Genomic DNA, 21,210 nt, shown 5'->3' with positions numbered 1-21,210 from the left:
AATTCCCTCCTATTTTTTAACTATCACAAATACTTTTAACTTTCACGTTATTATTCTCCAAATCATCTCTTATTTTTTTTGCAAACTCTAAAGCATTCTTTCCATCTCCATGAATGCATATAGTATCTGCTTCTATACTTATTTCCTTTTCAGAAGTTGACACAACTGTGCCTTCTTTTACCATTTTAATCACTTGATTTATAGCCTTATCTTTATCTTCAATCAATGCATTTTTCTCTTTTCTTGGAGTTAATGATCCATCATCTGTATAAGTTCTATCTGCAAAAACTTCATTGGCTACTCTAAGTCCTATTTCTTTTCCAGCCTTTATTAGTTTGCTTCCTGAAAGGCCAAACAAGATAAGTTCAGGATCTATTTTATAAACAGCTTCTGCTATAGCTTCTGCTAATTTGCTATCCTTAGCAGCCATATTATACAAGGCACCGTGAGGCTTTACATGACTCATTTTTCCACCTTCTGCTTTTACAAATCCATATAATGCTCCAACTTGATAAATTGTTATATCATAGGCCTCTCTTGGAGATATATCCATATTTCTTCTTCCAAACCCAACTAAGTCCTGAAGTCCTACATGGGCTCCTATAGCCACATTTTTTTCTAATGCTAATTTTACAGTTTTATCCATAATAGAAGGATCTCCTGCATGAAATCCACAAGCTATATTGGCTGAAGTTATAAAATCAAGTATTGCTTCATCATTTCCTATACTATAAGCTCCAAAACTCTCTCCCATGTCGCAATTTAAATCTACATGAAACATAATACTACCTCTCTCCTTTCATCTTAATTTTTAATGCTGTCTTTAGTTCTTCTATGTTTTCTTCTCTTTGAATATATAGTTTTTGAGCATATTCTAAGGAAACTTCTTGAAATTTTATATTATCCCCAGGTTTTAACTGTGCTATAATAGGTATATCTACAGATATAATTTCAGCAAGCTTAGGATATCCTCCTGTGGTTTGTCTATCTGCAAGTAAAATTATAGGGTTCCCATCTGGAGGTACCTGCACAGTTCCTAAAGATACCGCTTCTGATATCATCTCTAAAGGTTCTTTAAGCGTTAACATCTTCCCTTTAAGTCTATATCCCATTCTATCTGATTGAGGAGTGATCACAAACTCTTCGCTAAAAAAGCTTTTTATGCTTTCCTCACTAAAATAATTTATTTCTCCTCCCTTAGTTACTTGTACTACTGGATTTTCACTATACTTACAATAAATAGATTTGTTTATAAACCATTTAGGATATGCAAATCCATTAGAATTAACTCTTTTTGATAGGATGTTAATAAAGTTCATTATTTCAGAGTGAGGCTTGTTTAATTTTATTACATCTCCCTTTTTTAGTTTTCTTCCCTCAAATCCGCCTATTTCTCCTCTTAAATATGTACTTTTGCTTTCCATTATTTTTTCAATATCAAAAGAACCAGCAAAGGCTATATACGCCCTTGCCCCATCTACGCACTTCCCAAACTTTAGTATACTTCCTTTCCTTACATAAACTGGTCTCCACATAGGAATCTTACATTCATTTATGCTTGGAGATAGGTTTCCTCCACATATAGCTATAAGAGTATCTTCTTTAATTAAAATTTCTAGCCCTAAAAGTGTTATTTCTAAAGCAGCTTCCTCTTCTCTATTTCCTACAAGCAAATTTGCTATTCTATGGGAAACTTCATCCATTGCTCCACTTACAATTACTCCATATTTTCTAAATCCATATCTTCCAAGATCTTGTACAGTAGTTAACAGCCCTGGATTTATTATCTCTATGCCCATTTTAATTTTCCTTCTTTTCTACACTGAGCTTCTTGAATTTCATAATACTCTGCTCTTGAAATGGCTTTAAATTTAACAATATCCCCAGCTCTTAAAAGACTTGGAATATCATCTTCTGGCCTAAATAATTGAAGAGGAGTTCTTCCTATAAGCTGCCATCCTCCTGGAGTGGAAATAGGGTAAACTCCAGTTTGATTTCCAGCTATACCAACGGAACCTGCTGGTATAGCAAGCCTTGGAGTTTTTCTTCTTGGCGAAGCTATTTTTTCTGACATGCCCGCAAGATATGGAAAGCCAGGTGCAAAACCTATCATATAAACTCTATTTTCACAGCTTGAATGTATATCAATAACCTCTTCTATAGTTAAATTATTGTATTCTGCTACGAACTTTAAGTCTGGTCCAAACTCTCCCCCATAGCACACAGGAATTTCAACTATTCTAGGTTTATCTTCTATATTACTTCCTAAATTACATAATATATCTTCTATCTTTTTCTTAACTACATCGAAAGGAATATCTTTATTGTCATGTGGATTTTTTCTCATTACCTCTAGCGGATTGTAAAAAATTGTAATTGTAGTGAATGCCGGAACATATTCTATCATTCCTGCAAAAGGTCTTTTATCTAAATATTCAGACAATACTTTTATTACTAAATGAGCTTTCAGATTTATACTTTCGCTAAACTTTATTATTACTGCAGAATCTCCCATAGCCTTTATAGTAGGTTTTACAGCATACATAAGTCCATCCCCCTTTTTATTTAGAATAGAAATAATTTTAAGCGTATATAATTTTTTCCGGATTTCCATTAAAATTTTTCTAATATATATTTTAACTTATCAGTATAACTTTTGCAAGTTTATTTTTTTATAATTCACATCTTCATATTATACTTGTTTTTAATCTCTCTAATCATTCTCCGCAATCCAAGGTATATACATAGAAAACACATATTTCAATGATATATGCTTATACATGTTTTCCCAAATGTTGAATTATGAATTTTAAATAATTCATCTTGCATCGCTTTAATGCTAGACTCCTTTTTCTAAGCAATCTTATATACTAAAAACATAAATATACCTTTTTATTGTCTAAAAAAGTCTCAAAAATATGATTTTAATTTACTTTTATATGCTTGCCTCTATATAAAAAATTTGATTTTTTATAGCAGATGTGGTTTTTTTTGTAACCCATTCATGAAACAAACTGCATTTTTTCATTTCCTAAGGGAAAAATATTTTTAGAAAGTGGACAAAATCTATAGTCATTAAAAACAACAGAAATAAAGAAAAATATGAGCTTGCTCAATAAATAAAATTGAGCATATAAGAAGGTGTTATAATGTTCAAAGGTAAGAAAGTAACACAAGAAGAAGTTGACAATATAAAAAGAGAAAGAAGTAAGGAACCCATACTTGAACAAAAGGAAAGAACTGTAATAGTTCCAACTATGGTGATTATGGATAAGAATAATGAAATTAAAGAGGTAGAGGTTGAATCTGCAGTAAAACCTTTAAATGATGTTGAGTATTTGGGTGGAAATAGAGTGGATAAAAAGGAGGTATAAGCTATGGCCAAAAAGGGTATGAAACGTCCTGATCCAGAAGATGCTCAAAAAAAGGGACAAAAAAGGAGAGCTCTTATAGAAAAATATGAAAATAACAATAGTAATGATAAAAAATAAATATGACTGCTGCAGCAGTCATATTTTTATTTTTTATTTTTAACCTGTTTTGTTTTAGGTTTATTATTTTCCTTATTAAAATCATGCTGAACATTCATTTTTTCTACCTTATTAAGCATTGCTAAATCTTTATTTTTAATTTGATCCACTTTTAAATCACTCCTCTCTCTGAATTATGTTTTTCCTTTGAGAGAGATTTTATTCTTATTTCCTATGATTTTCTTTCTGACATATCCATTAACTTACGACCAACATCTCTCAAATTATCAAGCATATAAGCAATATTTTGATTCGACTTTGCTTGCTCTTGAGAAATAGTATTACTCTGTTCAATATTTTGTAATACAGTTTCAACAGAACTGCGAAATTGATTCAACATATTATCTATTTTGCTAGCAGACATATTGCTTTCTTTAGCTAATTTGCGCACTTCTGTAGCAACTACAGAAAATCCTCGCCCATTTTCACCAGCCCGTGATGCTTCAATAGCAGCATTCAATCCTAATAAGTTTATCTGTTTTGCTACTCGTTGAATAATCTGTAATATTTCTGATGTATTATTTACATCTTCAAAGGCTTTAGTTGCCACATTAGCTGCTTCCTGACTTGCCGCAGCAAGTTCTTCAGAAGAAGAAGCCAATTCTTCAACAGCTGCAGCAGATTGTTCAATAGCAACATATAACTTAGCAGCATAATCACCAATCTCTTCAGCTTTTTCCCTCTCACGTAATCGCTCATCCTTCTGAGCTTTGCCTATTTTAACAGCTTCAAGCAAAGCCCGTTTAATTGAAGGTAATTTTGTATTTAATGGTTCAACTTTCAAATTATATTTTTCTGTTACTTTTAAGTCTATTGCTCCCGAAACAACCCAATGTATTCCTTTCTCTTGAAGATATGAAGCTAAATAATCTAATTCTTCTAGCTCATATGAACGCATATATATTTCAGTATTTCCTATTTTGTAATCATAGGATCCTTCACCTATCAAAAACGGTGATCCTATTACAGCAATTCTATCAATTCCAGAACTGGTTAATCTTTGCACTGGCTCAAGAATGTCCGTAGTAGAACATGTTATATATACTACAGGTTTGTTAGAAAATCGTTGTAATAATCTTGCTGTTTCACCTCGACTTATAAAAACTTCTATATCAGGACTCCTTCTTACTAAATCTTCAACCTCCTCCATTTCACTAACTATAATAGGGATATTTAAGCCCATTTCGCCACTTACTCGTCTAGCCATATCAGCCATATTTTCAGATATTGCCACAAACATTATATTTTCCATAGTCCTAATTCTCCCAACTTATCTATTTCTGGCTTATTATTTTCTTTTTCTCTTAAAACAGCTCTGCCACCTTAAGTGCCTCTATCATGCTATCTCCTTTTGCTATTCCTTTGCCAGCTATATCAAATGCTGTACCATGATCTACTGAAGTTCTGATTATTGGAAGTCCAACAGTCATATTTACTCCAGTGTCAAAGGCTAACATTTTCATAGGTATGTGTCCTTGATCGTGGTACATGGCTACAACTACGTCATACTTCCCTTTATGAGCCTTTAGGAACACTGTATCTGGTGCAATTGGTCCTTCTACAGTTAAACCTAATTTAAGTGCTTCATCAACTGCTGGTATGATTTCTTCTATTTCTTCATATCCAAACAATCCATTCTCTCCCGCATGAGGATTTAGTCCAGCTACTGCAATTCTTGGATTTTCTATCCCCATTTTCTTCAAAGTATCATTTGCTAAGTTTATAACATCTAAAATTCTTTCTTTTTTAGCTCTGTCACAAGCTTCCCTTAAGGATACATGAGTAGACACATGTATAACTCTGAAGTTATCATTTGTAAGCATCATTGCATACTTATTTGTATCTGTTAAGGTTGCAAATATCTCTGTATGGCCTGCAAAGTTATGACCACCTAAATGTAGTGCTTCTTTATTTAAAGGAGCAGTGGCTACTGCTTTTACTTCTCCTTTTTTAGCCGCTTCTATAGCCTTTTCTATATATCTATATGCAGCATCCCCACATAAAGCAGATACTTCTCCTATCTCAAAATCATCTATGTCTAAGTCAACTACATTTATTACGTTAATGACTTCTTTTTCGAATTCATTAAGATTTTGTATAACCTTTATATCTGTATTAATTTTTAATAACCCTTTATAGTAATTTAAAACTTTATAGCTTCCAAATATTACGCTCTTTTCTCTTAAGTCTTTTCTTTCATCTAAAGCTTTTAATATTATCTCAGGTCCTACTCCTGCAGGATCTCCCATGGTTATCCCTATAAGCTTCATCTAAATGTCCTCCTTTAACTTCTTTAAGCAGTATTCAACAGCGTTTACTTCTCCAAAAGCTCCTGCTTTAGTTATAACCTTTAGTCCATGACACTTTCCACCATTTAAAGTCATAAGAGGTATTCCTGTCATAACCTCTTGCTTTATATTTGACCCCTTAGCACATAATTCTTCAATAACTCCTATAGCTGTATCTCCTCCAGTTAGAAACATACCAGATATGCTTGTGTTTTCTACTATATTATCAACAATTTCTCCTAGAATCTTTTGAGTAAAAACACTAACTTCTTCTTTAGTACAGCCTAAAGTTTTTCCTACTTCTATAGTTCTTTCATAATCCTCTCTCTCATAAGAAGAAGCTATAATAACATCTGTTCCTTTATTAATCTTTTCTAAAGCTTCGTTTACTATATCTTGTATATCTCTATTTTTTAACAACTTTCCAATATCTACATTAATTAAATTAGTTCCTCTTGATACTGCATAATGAAGTTGATTTTTAGAAACTTCACTTATACTTCCAACTACTGCTATAGAAGGATCTACCCGCATATTAACCTTTAGTATACTATCTGCAAGTCCAGCAGAGCCTACCCATAATACCTTTTTATTTAAAGCTGTAATCTGATTTGATATTATCATTAGATCTTCATTCGTTTCTGCATCAAAGGTATATATTCTTCCCTTAGAAAAATCAGTTTTCACATTTCTTAGTTCTTCTAGGCATACATGAGTTACTCCTTCATCAAATCCATTTTTAAGTATAAGTTTTATGTTATCTACCTTTACTGGCTTTTTAGGATCTTTTGATATCTCCGTCTCACTAATAGGCATCCCATTAATTTTATGAATCTCATTAGTTGTAATTCTTTTATTATCCGGATAAGCAGGAGCAAATATTATAAGTTCTGCATTATAGTATTTGTCCACTGCCTTTATTTCAGAGACTATATTCCCTCTGAGAGTTGAATCTATCTTTTTATAAACATAGTCAAACCTTTGCTTAAATGCATTTTTCACTTTTCCTTCTACATCTAAGAATGCTTCTTCTTCACTAAGTCCTCTTGATTCAGTATCTATTACATATGATCTTTCATTATTATCTATTGATTTGGAATGAAAGATTACATCAGTATTTATTCCTCTTTTTTTTAGTTGAACTCCTGTATCGTTTGCTCCTGTAAAATCATCTGCTATAATTAAAAATCTGTTCAAGTCTTTCACCCCTTAGTTTATTTTGTTTCTATAATAACTTCCTCCTCTCACGAAAAGCAATTTATTAATCACCAACGTACAGAGGAGGAAATTCAAAACCGTTTTCAACTTATCTACTAAGCGCTTTTACCTCTTTTCTTGCATTTTCTATCTTATTTAGATAGTTTACAAGTAAAGGACACAATATTGCTGTAACAATAATTGTTGCAGCAATTTGAACGGTTGCTGTTGCAGCAATAGCTTGTAATGATGGATCAATTGCTGCCAGAGCTGCTGGTGTTGCTACTGCATTTCCTGCTGTTGTGCCAACCGCTGCACCAACTTCCGGATGCTTAGATTTTAAAAGTTTCATTATTAAGTATCCACCAAGACCTGTTGTCAATGTACATGCAATTCCTAGTACTATTCCTGGAAAACCAGCTTCTATAATTTGTCCAAAGTTCAAAGCTGAGCCTAATGGAAATGCAAAGAATGGTATTAAAACTACCGTTCCTGGTTCTAGAAACTTTCTTATATCTTCATCTAAATTACCTAATATAAATCCTATCACTATAGGAACAACAGTTGCAACTAATGCCATAATTGGAACTGTAGCTATTCCAGTTATTCCAAATGCCAGCATGGTAAAAAATGGTCCATCATTTATTGAAAGTATAGATATAGCTCCAACATCTGTTGAATCACCATACTCCCCTGCTAAAGCTGCATAAAGTCCTCCATTTGAGTTAGTAAATGCTGAAATTGCTGCAAGGGCTGAAATTCCTAGTACGCCCGCAGGTCCAAATGCTTTATTAATAAGCACACCTATTGCAGCCCCAATAAGGAATTTTGCAAGTGTTAAAGCTACTCCCTTTATTAACGGTGTTCCCGCCTGTTTAGCGTTTATTTGTGCTCCATTACAAAATAAAAATACTGCTAAAATTGGCATTGCACCATTCTTAAATAAATGCGATGTAAATCCGCCTATCTCTAATGCCTGCGGAAAAAAGGTATTAACTAATGCTCCTAATAAAAGCGGAACTACCATTAGTCCCCCCGGAATCTTCTTAACTGACTGCAAAATCTTCATTTTTATTCCTCCTACCATTATACAGATCCATTCATGTAATTCTGTTAATACTATGATTAAATATAATTTCAATATAAGTATAAAGGTTAAGAAGGCATGTTCTTAACCTTTATATTTACCTCTTAGCTATGTTGCTTTTTATTTAGAATGTTGATATCAGCTTATACATTCCAAATTCTCTATGATTTAAGGATTCAGCTTTTGTTTGCTTTCCATTAACTACTTCAAGCATTTCCTCAAAAACTTCTTCTCCAACTTCTTGCACAGTTTTAGTTCCATCAATTATGGTTCCAGCATTAATATCCATATTATCATTCATTTTTACAAATGTATCCGGATTTCCTGTTACTTTAATAACTGGAGCTAATGGATTACCTGTAGGGGTTCCTCTTCCTGTTGTAAATACAACTATTGTTGCTCCACCTGCTACCATACCAGTGATAGATTCAATATCTTGTCCTGGAGTATCCATTACATATAGACCTTTATTTGATGGTACTTCAGCATAATCTAATACTCCATCAATTGGTGCAGTACCACCTTTATAGATACAGCCTAAAGACTTTTCTTCTATAGTAGTTAAACCACCCTGAATGTTACCTGGCGTAGGTTGTCCGCCTCTCATGTCAACTCCCATTGTATTTGCCTTCTTTTCGCAGTTAGCAACTATTTCAAGGATCTTATCTCCAACTTCCTTAGTTATAGCTCTTCTAGCTAGTATGTGCTCAGCACCTATAAATTCTGTAGTTTCTGAGAATATTGATGTTCCTCCTAAAGAAACTAGCTTATCTGATGCATATCCAACAGCAGGATTTGATGCAAGTCCTGAAGTAGTATCAGAGCCACCGCATTCGATAGCAAGAGTAATTTCAGTAACATCGATTTCTTCTTTCTTAAGCTTTGCTGCTTCTCTAGCCATTTCTGATGCTATTCTAATACCTTCTGCTTCTGTTTTAATAGTTCCACCACATTCTTGGATTATTAAACACTCAGCTCTTTTCCCTGTATCTCTTCTAATTTCTTCCGCAATTTCTTTAGCTGGAGCTCCTTCACATCCAAGTCCTACAACTAAAACTGAAGCCACGTTAGGATTTTTACCTAAATTTTTTAATATTTGAATTGTAAGATCTAAATCTGCACCTACTTGACAGCATCCATGTTGGTTTGGCACTGATACTGCACCGTTTACATGAGCTGCAATTCTTGCTGATACTTCACTAGCACAAACTGATGCAGGAAGTATTAATACATGATTTCTTATACCTACTTTTCCATTTTCTCTTCTATATCCATATAACTTTTTCATTATTTAGACACCTCCAAGTCTCCACGTCCTCTTTCACTTACAACGTTGTGTACATGAACATAATCTCCAACCTTTATATCTTGTGTAGCTTGTCCTATAGATTCTTTGTATTTAATTATTTCTTCTCCATTTTGTATATCCTTTATAGCAAACTTGTGTCCAAAAGGAATATCCTCATTAAGCATTACCTCTATATCCTTACCAAACAAATCTATTAATACTTTTTCACCTTTTTTTAAATCTTTTACTGCTGTAGCTACATTGTCATTTGCATTAGCAACAACTGCAAGTTTTAGCATATCCATACCTCCTATGACTTTTTTTATTTTTTCACTTTTATATATAGCAAGTACCATGCCAAAATTAACTTTCACCATTTTAAAAGGTTTTCAGAAAACTTTTACTCATTTGTGTTGCTTTTCGCAATAAATACTATTTGCAAAAAGCAACAGTATTACATTATGCATCACTATTCTTTTTTCGCCATAGGGTTGTTCTATTTATATTTAGTATCTTAGAAGCTTTACTTAAATTCCCATTACAATAATCTATAACCCTATTTATATACTCATTTTCTACTTCTTTTAAAGTTTTACATGTTGCTTCTATGTTACCGATAATAGTATCTTCTCTATTAGTTAATGAATTTCTAGGTCCAATTTCTTCTACTTTAACATCTTTTAATTCTATTATGTTTGTATTGCATAAAACAATTGCTCTCTCAATTATTCCTTCAAGCTCTCTTACATTTCCCTTATAATTATAGCTATTTAAGTACTTTTGTGCTTTAGGAGAAATTTCATAAATTTTCTTGTTATATTTTTTTGAATATTTCTCTACGAAAAACTTAGAAAGTTCCATTATATCTTCCATCCTTTGATTTAAGGATGGAATTATAAGAGTTAAAATATTTATTCTATAGTACAAGTCTCCTCTAAACTTTCCTTCTTTTATCATATCTTTCAAATTCCTATGGGTTGCTGTAATAATTCTTACATCTATAGGTATAACCTTATCATCACCTATTCTCATTACTTCTTTTTCTTGAAGTACCCTCAAAAATCTACTTTGAACATCTAATGGAAGCTCTCCTATTTCATCTAAGAATATAGTTCCTCCATGAGCAAGCTCAAATAGTCCAGCCTTTCCCCCTTTTGCAGTACCTGTAAAAGCTCCCTCTACATATCCAAATAGCTCGCTTTCTATAAGATTAGGAGGAAGTGCTGCACAATTCACTGCTACAAAAGGAGCATTTTTTCTAGAACTGCTGCTATGAATACTTTGAGCAAACAGTTCTTTGCCGACTCCAGATTCCCCTAATATTAGCACAGGAGAATCATATTTACTATACACCTTACCTTTTTCTATGCACTCTTCCATATCTATGCTTTTATGAATTATGTCTTCAAAATTATACTTTGCAATAAATCCTTTTTTTTGTAATTTAACTCTTATCTGATGCTCTAAGTCTTGTATTTTAGTAACATCTTGGAAGGTTGCTACCACTCCAGTTATCTTATCATCTACAATAATAGGAATTCTATTTGTAGCAATTTTTAACCTACCTACATCCTGTATTTCACCCAATTCTATATCGCCAGACTGAAGTACCTTGTTTAATTTAGTATGTCTTATAACTTCTTCTACATTCTTACCAATAGCTCCCTTCTGATGAATTCCAAATATCTTTTCCGCCACAGAATTAAATATGTTTATCTTCCCTTTATTATCAATTGCTATTATTCCATTATCTATAAAATTTATTATGGTTTTAAGTCTTTCAGTTCGTTCTTTCTCTAGCCTTAATCCTTTTAATATTCTTCTCGCCTCTTGTAGAGCATAAAGCACAGATTCTATACCAGATTCTATAATGTAGCTTTTACATCCTAGATTTCTAGCTGTTTGACTTCCTATAGTATCTCCTACAAATATTTTGATTCCTTGGTCAACATACTTTTCTAATAATTCTTCCGCATTATCTTCCTTTTCAATTTCTATTTTGACTATATCTAAACCTAGAACCTCTCCTATTACTTCACATCCATAAATTACGTTTTCATAACCTGCAACACCAATTTTCCCTTTGGAATTTATTAAATGTCTAAAACCTCTTAAGATATCAAAAGATGTGGTTTTAAGTTCAACTACTGGAATGTCAACAACATTCTTGATCATTGTATAAGTTCCACCTCTAGAAATGATCACCCTAGCTCCAGCTTCAATAACTTTCTTTGCAACTTCTACTCCTTCGCTCAAACCTCCTTCTACTACTTCTATATTGCTATACCTCCTTGTTTTAACAACTTCTTCACCTAAGGTCTTCAATCCCTTAAAAGGAGCTATGAATACTATATCCTTCATATTTTACCTCCCCACAATCATATTTACTATAATAGTTTAAAGTTTAAAGAGTAGAGTGTAAAGACAGCCTTTAATAAAATTGCGATGCATTTTTATTATATCGAACAATCACGTATGAGATTTGCATTTAGGAAAGCTTCACTTTGCAAAGAAGCTAAAATGCAGTGGAGGAGCAGATAAAAAAAGTTTAGGGAGTTTAGGCGCCAAGGCGCTAAGTTTAGCCACTGCGCTAGCTTAGAAAAAACTAAGCTCTCTAAACCAAGTGTTCTTTAATTCATCTTTCGTTAGTTGAAAATGATTGCAAATCTGATCTTTGATATGTCTGGATGTGTATGGGATTTTTAGTTTTCTTCCACTAAAACGCTTTCCTTTAACATATGTCGATAATCTTTTTAATATTGAACCGGAGTATGAGATTTGCATTGTAGAAAGTATTGAACAAGCGTTAGAAGCTCTTTATTTATGACTTTAAAACACCGTAAGAACCTTCTATTGTCTGAGCGATAGCGAGTTTAGAAGATTTAGAGATTTTAAAGTCAGAAATATTAGAGTCTCTTGGAAAAGTGAAGCTTTCCTAAATGCAAATCTCATACGGTAGGTTCAATATTAAAGATTGTCACAATTTATTTCTAACACGCTCTTTTATTAATTAAATAAATAAAGTAAAATATTTATATTGATTAATTTACGTTAGGAGTGCTTTTATGTTTACGACATCTATAGCTTTAAAAATTATTTTTTTATGTGGAGCAGGATTTCTAGCAGCTTTCGTGGATTCTATTGCTGGAGGAGGAGGACTTATTAGTGTTCCTGCATTCTTATTTGCAGGTGTGTCTCCACATCTAGCTTTAGGAACCAATAAATTTTGTTCTTCTTCTGGAGCTTTCACCAGTGCATTTAAGTTTGTAAAATCTAAGAAAATAAATTCTAATTTACTTAAATTCTTAATTCCTTTTAACCTTATAGGAGCAGTAGTAGGAGTTAAAGCGGTTTTAAAATTAGATGAAAGTTTTCTATATCCAATTGTTCTAGCCATGATTTTATTTGTCGGTATTTATACTATATTTTCAAAATCTATTGGAAGCGAAAACAAATTTAAAGAAATTACAAAATTGAATTTAATTTTAGGTATATTATTAGCTTTTTCTTTAGGTTTTTATGATGGATTCTTCGGTCCTGGTACGGGCTCCTTCTTAATCTTTGGACTTATAAAGATTTTTGGATTTGATTTTGTACAAGCGGCAGGAAATGGAAAACTACTTAACTTCACAAGCAATATTACTTCATTAGTTCTCTTTGCAGTTAATAGACAAATAGATTATATGATAGGAATTCCAGTAGCTCTAGCTATGATTTTAGGTGCAAGACTTGGAACATCTCTTGCTATAAATAAGGGATCAAAACTAATTAAACCTATATTTATAACAATGTCTCTTGCTGTAGCTGGGAAACTAATCATACAAAGCTTTTTATAAAAATAAAGACTGTGTTTCCTTCAAAGCACAGTCTCAATATTTATAATTTATTTTAATCGTCATTGCATTAATCTTATTATTTTGCACAGAGTATCGAATAAATTTAAGTCATCATAATCAAATCTCTTTAATTTGAGAGGAACTGCTGCACAGACTATAGACTGAATGGTTCCCTTTCTTATTAATGGTACTGCCATTGCAGAGTACCACTCTGAAGATTCATTTATTAAATCATATCCTAATTCTTCTCCCCAATACATGGTGCATATACTTTGTTTTTTAGAAACTACTTCATCTATAATATTATTGCAAACCTGCTCCATGCACCAACCTTCCTCATTTATTTTGCGTTTAAAACTTTTCTTTACTTTGTCTTCATCCATATAGACTATGCTGGCATATTCAGCAGACAGTATGTTTATTATTTCTCCTAAGGAATCATAAATCTTTTTCTCTAAGTCTGTCTCTTGATTTACGATATTTATCAAATCTATGATGGAAGAAATGTTTTTAGAATCTTGAACTAAGTTACCAGAAAGTATACCAGAGAGTTTATTTCTATGTTTTATATGAGAAAATTCTCTTTTCCATATTTCACATCTATCTTTTCCTAATTCTTTTGACACATATAAAGCATGATCAGCTTTTTCAATAAGCTCGTATTTTAAATAGCCATGTTCTGGATACACAGAAACACCCATACTTATAGTAACCGGCACATTATCTCCTAAAATTACTCTCTTTTTAATTTTTTTCCTCAGCCTATCTGAAATCTTTTTTGCCTCATATTTATCTACATTAGGAAGAAGTATAATAAATTCTTCTCCACCATATCTTCCACATATATCTCGATTTCTTATATTCTCTAAAACTACGCTGCTGACCTTTTTTAAAACTTCATCTCCTATTTGATGTCCGTAACTATCATTTATACTTTTAAAATTATCTAAATCGAATATTATTAAGGAAAATATATTTTTATTTTCATCTGCTTCTTCTATAAATTCTTCTATTTTTTCTTCAAGACATTTTCTTGTAAATGTTCCTGTTAAAGGATCTAAGCATGAATTAATTTTTAACTGATACTTTTCTAATATATAGTCTATTAAATTTGTTAAGTTTATACACTGTCCTAAACTTTCTTCATTAAAATTATTTAAAATTTTATCTGAACTCAGATAAACGTATCCTTTTACAAAATCATATGTTTTTCTATTTTTCTTTCTTCCTTCCACAGGTGCGCCCTTAATATTCTTTATTATTATTGGTATGCAAATAACTGCTGTATCTCCTTTTAAGGTATACTGATGATTTAGCAGCATAGGAGTTTTTGTATTCTTTACCTTTTTCAGTATTTCCTCATTTTCTATATCATCACATTCTTCACAAAAAGATACCAAGGTCACATACTTTTCATTTTCTCCTTCTAATAAAATCTTTCCTTTTGAAGCCAAAGTTGTCCATACTAAATATTTTAATATCATTTCTAAATTTGCCATAGAATCAGAAGTTAAATTATTTATAATATCCAACTCATTCTTAGCCAAAATTGAATGAGATTTAGAATATATATCTTTAGCTTCATCAATAAAAGTCTTATCCTTTAACAGATCTATAGAGTATTTAAAATCTAATAGTTCCTCTACAGAATTAATTTCCTTATAATTTATCTCAGGTTCCACATATCTATTCCTTATGCATATCAATTTATAGAAAGGTTCTCTTAAATTATTAATTTTTATATATTGTTCTTTTATATTTTCAGGAAGCCTACTTAACAAACATCTTATTATTTTGCAAGCTTCAAAATAGTAATCTGCACCTTTAATATACTGATTTCTATCTAAATACCACTCTCCAATTTCTATACATAACTCATACTTAATGTTTTGCTCATCTAATTTGTCTGATAGCTTTAAAGCTGAATTCAGCAATTCAATCTTATTATCATCTTGTGATAATATGCCTTTAAGATGCATGTGTCTTAATTTTATTTTAGGATTAGAATTATCATTAAAATTATACAAATATTTATTATATAAACTTATTGCCAAATCTTTTTTCCCTTTTTTATATAGTATTATTGCTGTATCGTAAACTATATCAAATACTTTATATTTTTTAAAATTGCATAAAAGCTCCTCTATTTTATCTATATATTTGTACATATTTTGTGGAATTTCATCTTCAATTAAATTTATATATTGAAGATGAATTTCACTTATCCATTTTAATGTGCATTCCTTCATATTTAATATATCAACTGCTTTTTTAATATAGTCTTTTGCTTTTTCTATAAATCCTATATTAAAGAGAAATTCTCCCTGCAGTCTATAAAAATTGACTTCATCTATAACCTGTTTTCTATAACTTTTAAATTCTTGTTGAGATAAAGTATAATATCTATAAGCCATCTCATAATTGTTATTTCTAAAATAAACCATAGATAATTGATTTAAACTATAGAAAAACATTTTTTCAAAATTAATTTCTCTTGATTTATCTAATCCTTCTAAAAAGTACTTAAGAGACTTTTTATAGTCATACTTAGCCAAATAAACTCTGCCTAGGTTTACTAATGATATAACTTCATAATATATGAACTTATCGTTTTCACATATTTCCTTGGCTTTTAACAAGTACTCTTCCATTTTACTTTCTCTTTGATAATAATCACCATAAATCACGCCTAAATTATTGAGAGCTACTACAATTCCTTTCCTATAGTTTATACTTTCGCTGCATTTATAGCTTTCCTTATAACTTTTTATAGCATCTTTTGCTCTATTTAATTCCATATAAGCTTCACCTAAAATACTGAATAATATAGCTTTATATTTTATGTGATTTTCTCCACATAATTCTATAGCACTATTGCATATAGAAATAGCTTTCTCGTTTTCATCATTTTTAAGATATATTCTAGCCAATATGAACCTATTTTTTATATACGCTTTTTCATAATCCATATTCATTAATAGATTTTCTGATGCTCTTATATACTTTATAGCCTTATCTGGCTTACCAAACTTTAAGTAAGCACTTCCTAATACATTATATACATCTACTAGAAGTCTTTTTTCTCCAATCTTTATACAAATACTTTCAGCATTTTTTCCATAATCTATAGCTAATTTATAGTTAGCATTATCCTCATATAATTTAGAAACTTTTATCAAAAGCTCAATTTTTAAAATATATTCTTCTGAATTCAGTAAAGAAAGAGCTTTTTTTAAGCTTAATAATGCCCCTTCTCTATTCCTAAGCTTTAGCATTTTTTCAGAACTATCTACACAATAGCGGATTGCCTTATGATTTTGACCTGACTTCTCAAGATGATATATTATTTCGTCTTCATAGCATTTATCCTCTTCATTTTCTCTTTCAAATATATCAGCTATCCAACTATGAATCTTAGATTTTTTATCATCATTTACTTTTTTATATACTATATCTTTTAAAATCTTGCTGTAAATATCATAAACAAAACCCCTATCTTCTATTTTTTCACATATAATTCCTTTAGTGCATAAATCCTTTATTATAAAATCACACTGTAAATCCCATCCATTTAAAAAATCTTTTATTATATCTTTAGATACTCCATTATTGAAGAAAGAAATAAATTCTATTATTAAATAGGACTTCTTATTTAATTTACTAATTTGATTCATGCAAGCCTGCTCTAAGCTGCGGGGAATTGGAAGATTTTCATAATTTTTATCATAATCGCTGCACCATATTCCAGTATTTTCATCTATATAAATAACCTTATTTAAGAGAAAATTTTTTAAGGTCTCTTTAATAAATAAAGGATTTCCATAAGTGTGTTCATATATCTTTTTTGAAAAACTTACAGGATTTTTGTCCAAATGCAATATATCTTTAATAAATCTTATAGTTCCCTCTTCCGATAGCTCTTTTAAAGTAATACTTATGGAATTAGGATTGTCTCTTTCTTTCAATATAAATTCCGAAAGCTCCTTATCAAACAAAGCGTCATCATCACAATAGGATAGGATAAACATTATGTTTTTATTGTTATTATATAGGTACTCTATCAATTCAATAGAAAATTTATCTAATAAATGTATATCATCCACTATAAATACTATCTCATCATTTTCACAGACTTCTCTTAAAAAGTTTTCACTAACTTTTAAGAGTCTTATTTTTTCTTTCTTTTCCATTAAAGATTGTAATGTGACCACCTGTTTATCATTTCCTATATATGGCAAAATTTTAACAAGTTCACATTCATAGTTTTTAAGTATTTCCTGACTGCAGCTTTCTAATAACTTTTTTATAATTTCGTAAAGTCCTTTTGATGACAAATTATTACTTTTCAAGTTATATATTGAATAAACTCTTCCTCCATCTAAATATATGAACCTTTCAATCTCCTTTAATAATTTAGTTTTACCTATTCCTCTTTCCCCATGAATTAAAATCATATTACTTTGGGTACGATTAATTTTTATTTGATTATATACAGATAGAACTTTATTTAGCTCGTATTCTCTATCTACAAGTTTATTATTAAAATTGAGCTTTTCAATATCAGCTTTTTTATTGACTGAGTAGTTTTTTCCTAATGCTTTATTTAAATCTTTTATTATTTCTCTTACATCTCTATATCTATTCTCTTCTTCACATATCATCTTGTTTATAATATTAATTATATTTAAATCTAGTTTTATATCTGTATTTTTCATGTGTTTATGAATATCATAAAAAAAATCTATTTCTATACCTATTCTGAGCATCAATAATATGTATAATAGTACTCCTAAAGAGTATATATCAGAAGTCTTGCTTGGCATTGCACCATTTATAACCTCTGGTGCCATAAATATAAGATTTTCTCTATTGTCTCCACTAAAAAATTCCTTATCTATTTGAACACTAATTAAATCACAAAGTTTCGTCTCGTATTTATTACCATTGTTTAATATATAAATATTATTTAAATTAATACTCTCATATAAAATGCTTCTTAAGTGAAGATAATGAACTCCACTGCATATATCTACAAATAAATCTATTATGCAGTCACTTGAACATCCTTTTAATACATCTTTAATATTCTCTATGCCTTTTATGTATTCAGTAGTATAGTAGTATTGCTTATATCCTATTTTTCTTTCATTTATATTCTGCACAAGTCCAAAATCAATAGTTTTTATAATATTAGAACTGTCTATATTATTATAATCAATAAAATTTTCTATAAGAAAGCGAATAAATTTTTCTGGGGTATAATCAGAATTTAACAGATTTAATTGAACCACATTGTTATTTGTAACATCTCTAGCCACATATGAAGATACTACATTATTGATATCTATATTCTTTAATATTAAATATCGTTTATTAATTACATCCACACTTCTCACTTCCCTATAATTGTTAAGACTTACCAATTACTTTATTATACCATATATTGCTAATATTTTATATTATTATAATTTTTATAAATATAGACCTATTTTAATTTTTTATAAAAAAAAGAATGACTTTATACACAGCATTGGTCATTCTTTTTAACGTATACTACAAGCTCTCAAAAGCAGAATATACTCTTTTCATCATATTTCTAATTGGTAGATTATAGGGACATTTGGGTTCGCATTTTCCGCAGGATATACAATCTTTTGCTCCATGCTCTTGAGATACATATCTCTCCACAGCCCAATCCTTTAAATTATATCTTTTTAGATATCCTTCTAGAAGAAATTGAGTCGGTATATCTATCCCTTGTGGGCATGGTCCACAATAACCACATCTTCTGCAGAATTCAGTTCCAAGGCTTCTTGCTTCTTCTTCAATAATTTTTCTCTCTTCTTCATTTAATTTTACAAACTCATTGCCTATTTTAGCATTTTCATTTATTTGTTCTACGGTATTCATTCCTGGTATTGCAGTAGTCACGTTCTCATTTTCTAATATAAATCTTAAGGAGTACTCTTTATTTTCTATAGCTCCTCCTGCCATAGGCTTCATAACTATAACACCAATATTTAATTCCTTAGCCCTTCTAAACATCTCCTCTGCTTGTCTTTCTACAGGGTTATATGGAAATTGTATTGTAGAAAATTCACCACTTTCAATAGCCTTTTTCATTATATCAAGAGAATGACTGGTTATACCTATTTCTCTTATCTTGCCTTCTTTTTTAGCTTCCTTTAATGCCCTTAAAGCTCCATTTTGACTCATTATCTTTTCATACTCCTCATCTGTTCTTACATTATGGAGTTGGTATAAGTCTATGGTATCTACTTGAAATCTTTTAAGACTTCTTTCTATTGCTTTTTTCATTCCTTCATGATCTCTATCAGGTGCTTTTGTTGCAATTATCCAATTTTCTCTTCCTGTTTCCTTTATTCCGTAACCTAGTAATTCTTCACTTTTTCCATATCCTGCAGCTGAATCAATAAAGTTTATCCCAACTTCATGTGCTTTTTTTATTAAAGATACAGCCTTTTCTTCCGAAACCTTTTGAATAGGTATTCCTCCAAATCCTATAATTGAAACATTAAAATTTGTCTTTCCTAGTACTCTCTTCTCCATAGTTTCCCCCTATTTTATAAATATATTTATTATATTAAATATATATCTTAATATAAATTTTAACATATAAAGCTTTAAACTTCTTTAATATTTTAATTCTTCTACACCTTTTGCTAAAGCCTTCTTCATATTATAACTATCTAACTAATATTTCTAAGTCTACTCTTGCACTATCTAAAATTTCATTTTCAAATTTTTTATAGCCTTCAACACTTTTTACTGCATTTATTGCATATAATTCTACCTCAACTTCCTCTACATTGTATAAAAGATTCAAAAGTGGAGTACCTTCATTTTTAAAAGCTTCATGCTCTCCTTCTCCTATATTGGGAATAGCCTTTTCTAATAGGTTCCTTATTTTCTCTAAAGTTGCATCTGATATAATCCCATGCTCATGCTCTTCTATTTTAAAAACTATATTATCAAAAATAGACCTTTTTTTATCTACTATAACTGATAATACAGGTTGCTTTCCATTAGCATCTGAAACTCTATCCATATTTATCACCTCCTAAACTCCATTTAAACTTTGTCACCTCTATATATTATGTCCCATATCATATATTGTAATGTAATTTATAGGAGGAAACATATATGTATATCAATGACTACAGAGGCTGTCACGGAATGTTAAATGCTTATCAACCAAGTCAAGAGCTAATTAATCTGCTTATAGAAGCAATGAAGGATGAAAGAGCCGATAGAGCTAAATATGGTAGAATGATGGAAATGACTAAAGATAAAAAGGTCAAAAGGCAAATAGAATTTGCATATGATGATGAAGGAAAACATTATAAAATGTTTCAATATATCTATCATATGATCACAGGGCAACTGATAAACATTCCTGTTCCAGAAGATAAAATATATGATTCCCTTATAGAAGCTGTAGAAAGCAGTATAGATGGAGAACTTGAAGCTGTGGAACTATATAGAAAAATTAAATCTATGCTTCCTAATATGCAGTTAAGAGATATGCTTTATGAAATTATTACAGATGAGCAAGAACACGCAACTAGGTTTGTATATCTATATACTATACTTCATCATATGCAACATCATATGGATAATAATAATAAGGATGAAATACAAAGTAATGTAAATGATATGTACTATTATGTTGAAAATATAACAAATCTAAAGCATGATATACACAAACATAAAGGAGACAAAAAAGAGAAAGACGGCAAATGCCACAGCGATAAAAAATGTAAGAGCAGCAAAACCAAACACGGTGATAAAAGAATGGACGACGACCTATGGTAAAGTAAAGAAGTGGTGGTGCCAAGGCACGAGTAAAGAGTGGAGAAGTTTAGAGAATGTAGATGCTAAAGCACTAAGTTTAAGTTATTTTCTTACTCTTTAAACTTATCCATTATCTAAACTCTCTAAACCGCCTTTTTCTCCACTTACA

At 30.7% G+C, this 21,210-nt stretch carries 17 protein-coding genes; 3 read left to right on the top strand and 14 right to left on the bottom strand.

Features of this window, described 5'->3' with window-relative positions:
- Window positions 1–16 precede the first annotated feature (16 nt).
- The 3 genes from pxpA to pxpB are packed head-to-tail and all read right to left on the bottom strand — an operon-like array spanning window position 17 to window position 2,545.
- Entirely contained in the window at window positions 17–781 is a 765-nt protein-coding gene (gene pxpA, locus CPAL_RS06755) for a 5-oxoprolinase subunit PxpA (RefSeq protein WP_061858254.1), read from the bottom strand.
- A gap of 4 nt (window positions 782–785) precedes the next feature.
- Entirely contained in the window at window positions 786–1,799 is a 1,014-nt protein-coding gene (locus CPAL_RS06750) for a 5-oxoprolinase subunit C family protein (protein WP_061858253.1), read from the bottom strand.
- Window positions 1,790–2,545, bottom strand: coding sequence for a 5-oxoprolinase subunit PxpB (gene pxpB, locus CPAL_RS06745; protein WP_106024307.1), 756 nt, complete (start codon window positions 2,543–2,545; stop codon window positions 1,790–1,792). Before pxpB ends, CPAL_RS06750 begins: the two co-directional genes overlap by 10 nt.
- A gap of 604 nt (window positions 2,546–3,149) precedes the next feature.
- On the opposite strand from pxpB, the gene CPAL_RS06740 reads away from it, so the two are divergent.
- Window positions 3,150–3,374 carry a hypothetical protein gene (locus CPAL_RS06740; protein WP_061858251.1) on the top strand — a complete coding sequence of 75 codons (225 nt, stop codon included), beginning with the start codon at window positions 3,150–3,152 and terminating at the stop codon, window positions 3,372–3,374.
- Window positions 3,375–3,517: 143 nt separating this feature from the next.
- Here CPAL_RS06740 and CPAL_RS14180 read toward each other — a convergent pair whose 3' ends face one another.
- The 8 genes from CPAL_RS14180 to CPAL_RS06705 form a co-directional block, all read right to left on the bottom strand.
- The gene (locus CPAL_RS14180) at window positions 3,518–3,640 is read right to left on the bottom strand and encodes a hypothetical protein (RefSeq protein WP_278320563.1); all 123 of its coding nucleotides are present in this window, start codon (window positions 3,638–3,640) and stop codon (window positions 3,518–3,520) included.
- 62 nt (window positions 3,641–3,702) lie between these two features.
- Window positions 3,703–4,782: a methyl-accepting chemotaxis protein gene (locus CPAL_RS06735; RefSeq protein ID WP_106024306.1), complete on the bottom strand. Its 1,080-nt coding sequence runs from the start codon at window positions 4,780–4,782 to the stop codon at window positions 3,703–3,705.
- 52 nt (window positions 4,783–4,834) lie between these two features.
- Window positions 4,835–5,800: a 4-hydroxythreonine-4-phosphate dehydrogenase PdxA gene (pdxA, locus tag CPAL_RS06730; RefSeq protein ID WP_106024305.1), complete on the bottom strand. Its 966-nt coding sequence runs from the start codon at window positions 5,798–5,800 to the stop codon at window positions 4,835–4,837.
- Complete coding sequence (locus CPAL_RS06725; protein ID WP_165815355.1) at window positions 5,801–7,015, bottom strand: four-carbon acid sugar kinase family protein; 1,215 nt, start codon at window positions 7,013–7,015, stop codon at window positions 5,801–5,803.
- A 109-nt stretch (window positions 7,016–7,124) separates the two neighbouring features.
- Complete coding sequence (locus tag CPAL_RS06720; RefSeq protein ID WP_415875705.1) at window positions 7,125–8,090, bottom strand: 2-keto-3-deoxygluconate permease; 966 nt, start codon at window positions 8,088–8,090, stop codon at window positions 7,125–7,127.
- A gap of 136 nt (window positions 8,091–8,226) precedes the next feature.
- Window positions 8,227–9,390: a UxaA family hydrolase gene (locus CPAL_RS06715; RefSeq protein ID WP_106024302.1), complete on the bottom strand. Its 1,164-nt coding sequence runs from the start codon at window positions 9,388–9,390 to the stop codon at window positions 8,227–8,229.
- A complete protein-coding gene (locus CPAL_RS06710) occupies window positions 9,390–9,695 on the bottom strand; it encodes a UxaA family hydrolase (protein WP_341458844.1) in 306 nt (101 codons plus the stop codon). The genes CPAL_RS06715 and CPAL_RS06710 overlap by 1 nt, the downstream gene beginning before the upstream one ends.
- A 154-nt stretch (window positions 9,696–9,849) precedes the next feature.
- On the bottom strand, window positions 9,850–11,751 hold the full coding sequence (locus CPAL_RS06705) for a sigma 54-interacting transcriptional regulator (protein WP_106024301.1): 1,902 nt from the start codon (window positions 11,749–11,751) through the stop codon (window positions 9,850–9,852).
- A gap of 704 nt (window positions 11,752–12,455) precedes the next feature.
- Here CPAL_RS06705 and CPAL_RS06700 point away from each other — a divergent pair.
- On the top strand, window positions 12,456–13,226 hold the full coding sequence (locus CPAL_RS06700; protein WP_106024300.1) for a TSUP family transporter: 771 nt from the start codon (window positions 12,456–12,458) through the stop codon (window positions 13,224–13,226).
- A gap of 59 nt (window positions 13,227–13,285) precedes the next feature.
- On the opposite strand, the gene CPAL_RS06695 is transcribed toward CPAL_RS06700, so the two are convergent.
- From CPAL_RS06695 to CPAL_RS06685, 3 genes are all read right to left on the bottom strand, one after another.
- The gene (locus tag CPAL_RS06695; RefSeq protein WP_165815356.1) at window positions 13,286–18,613 is read right to left on the bottom strand and encodes a diguanylate cyclase; all 5,328 of its coding nucleotides are present in this window, start codon (window positions 18,611–18,613) and stop codon (window positions 13,286–13,288) included.
- A 166-nt stretch (window positions 18,614–18,779) separates the two neighbouring features.
- Window positions 18,780–19,796, bottom strand: coding sequence for an aldo/keto reductase (locus tag CPAL_RS06690; RefSeq protein WP_061858249.1), 1,017 nt, complete (start codon window positions 19,794–19,796; stop codon window positions 18,780–18,782).
- Between the two features lie 136 nt (window positions 19,797–19,932).
- The gene (locus CPAL_RS06685; protein ID WP_061858248.1) at window positions 19,933–20,295 is read right to left on the bottom strand and encodes a hypothetical protein; all 363 of its coding nucleotides are present in this window, start codon (window positions 20,293–20,295) and stop codon (window positions 19,933–19,935) included.
- A gap of 95 nt (window positions 20,296–20,390) precedes the next feature.
- On the opposite strand from CPAL_RS06685, the gene CPAL_RS06680 reads away from it, so the two are divergent.
- Window positions 20,391–21,062 carry a ferritin-like domain-containing protein gene (locus CPAL_RS06680; protein WP_106024298.1) on the top strand — a complete coding sequence of 224 codons (672 nt, stop codon included), beginning with the start codon at window positions 20,391–20,393 and terminating at the stop codon, window positions 21,060–21,062.
- Window positions 21,063–21,210: the final 148 nt, after the last annotated feature.

It is taken from the genome of Clostridium thermopalmarium DSM 5974 (assembly GCF_002995795.1).
In the GTDB taxonomy this organism is placed as follows: domain Bacteria; phylum Bacillota; class Clostridia; order Clostridiales; family Clostridiaceae; genus Clostridium_H; species Clostridium_H thermopalmarium.
This window is presented reverse-complemented; position numbering and strand designations above follow the sequence as displayed.

Excerpts from the sequence above, each read along its gene's own strand:
- pdxA (WP_106024305.1), bottom strand. The coding sequence starts at position 5,800 with ATGAAGCTTATAGGGATAACCATGGGAGATCCTGCAGGAGTAGGACCT.
- CPAL_RS06710 (WP_341458844.1), bottom strand. The coding sequence starts at position 9,695 with ATGGATATGCTAAAACTTGCAGTTGTTGCTAATGCAAATGACAATGTA.
- CPAL_RS06705 (WP_106024301.1), bottom strand. The coding sequence starts at position 11,751 with ATGAAGGATATAGTATTCATAGCTCCTTTTAAGGGATTGAAGACCTTA.
- CPAL_RS06685 (WP_061858248.1), bottom strand. The coding sequence starts at position 20,295 with ATGGATAGAGTTTCAGATGCTAATGGAAAGCAACCTGTATTATCAGTT.
- CPAL_RS06740 (WP_061858251.1), top strand. The coding sequence starts at position 3,150 with ATGTTCAAAGGTAAGAAAGTAACACAAGAAGAAGTTGACAATATAAAA.
- CPAL_RS06750 (WP_061858253.1), bottom strand. The coding sequence starts at position 1,799 with ATGGGCATAGAGATAATAAATCCAGGGCTGTTAACTACTGTACAAGAT.
- pxpB (WP_106024307.1), bottom strand. The coding sequence starts at position 2,545 with ATGTATGCTGTAAAACCTACTATAAAGGCTATGGGAGATTCTGCAGTA.
- pxpA (WP_061858254.1), bottom strand. The coding sequence starts at position 781 with ATGTTTCATGTAGATTTAAATTGCGACATGGGAGAGAGTTTTGGAGCT.
- CPAL_RS06700 (WP_106024300.1), top strand. The coding sequence starts at position 12,456 with ATGTTTACGACATCTATAGCTTTAAAAATTATTTTTTTATGTGGAGCA.
- CPAL_RS06735 (WP_106024306.1), bottom strand. The coding sequence starts at position 4,782 with ATGGAAAATATAATGTTTGTGGCAATATCTGAAAATATGGCTGATATG.
- CPAL_RS06680 (WP_106024298.1), top strand. The coding sequence starts at position 20,391 with ATGTATATCAATGACTACAGAGGCTGTCACGGAATGTTAAATGCTTAT.
- CPAL_RS06690 (WP_061858249.1), bottom strand. The coding sequence starts at position 19,796 with ATGGAGAAGAGAGTACTAGGAAAGACAAATTTTAATGTTTCAATTATA.
- CPAL_RS06715 (WP_106024302.1), bottom strand. The coding sequence starts at position 9,390 with ATGAAAAAGTTATATGGATATAGAAGAGAAAATGGAAAAGTAGGTATA.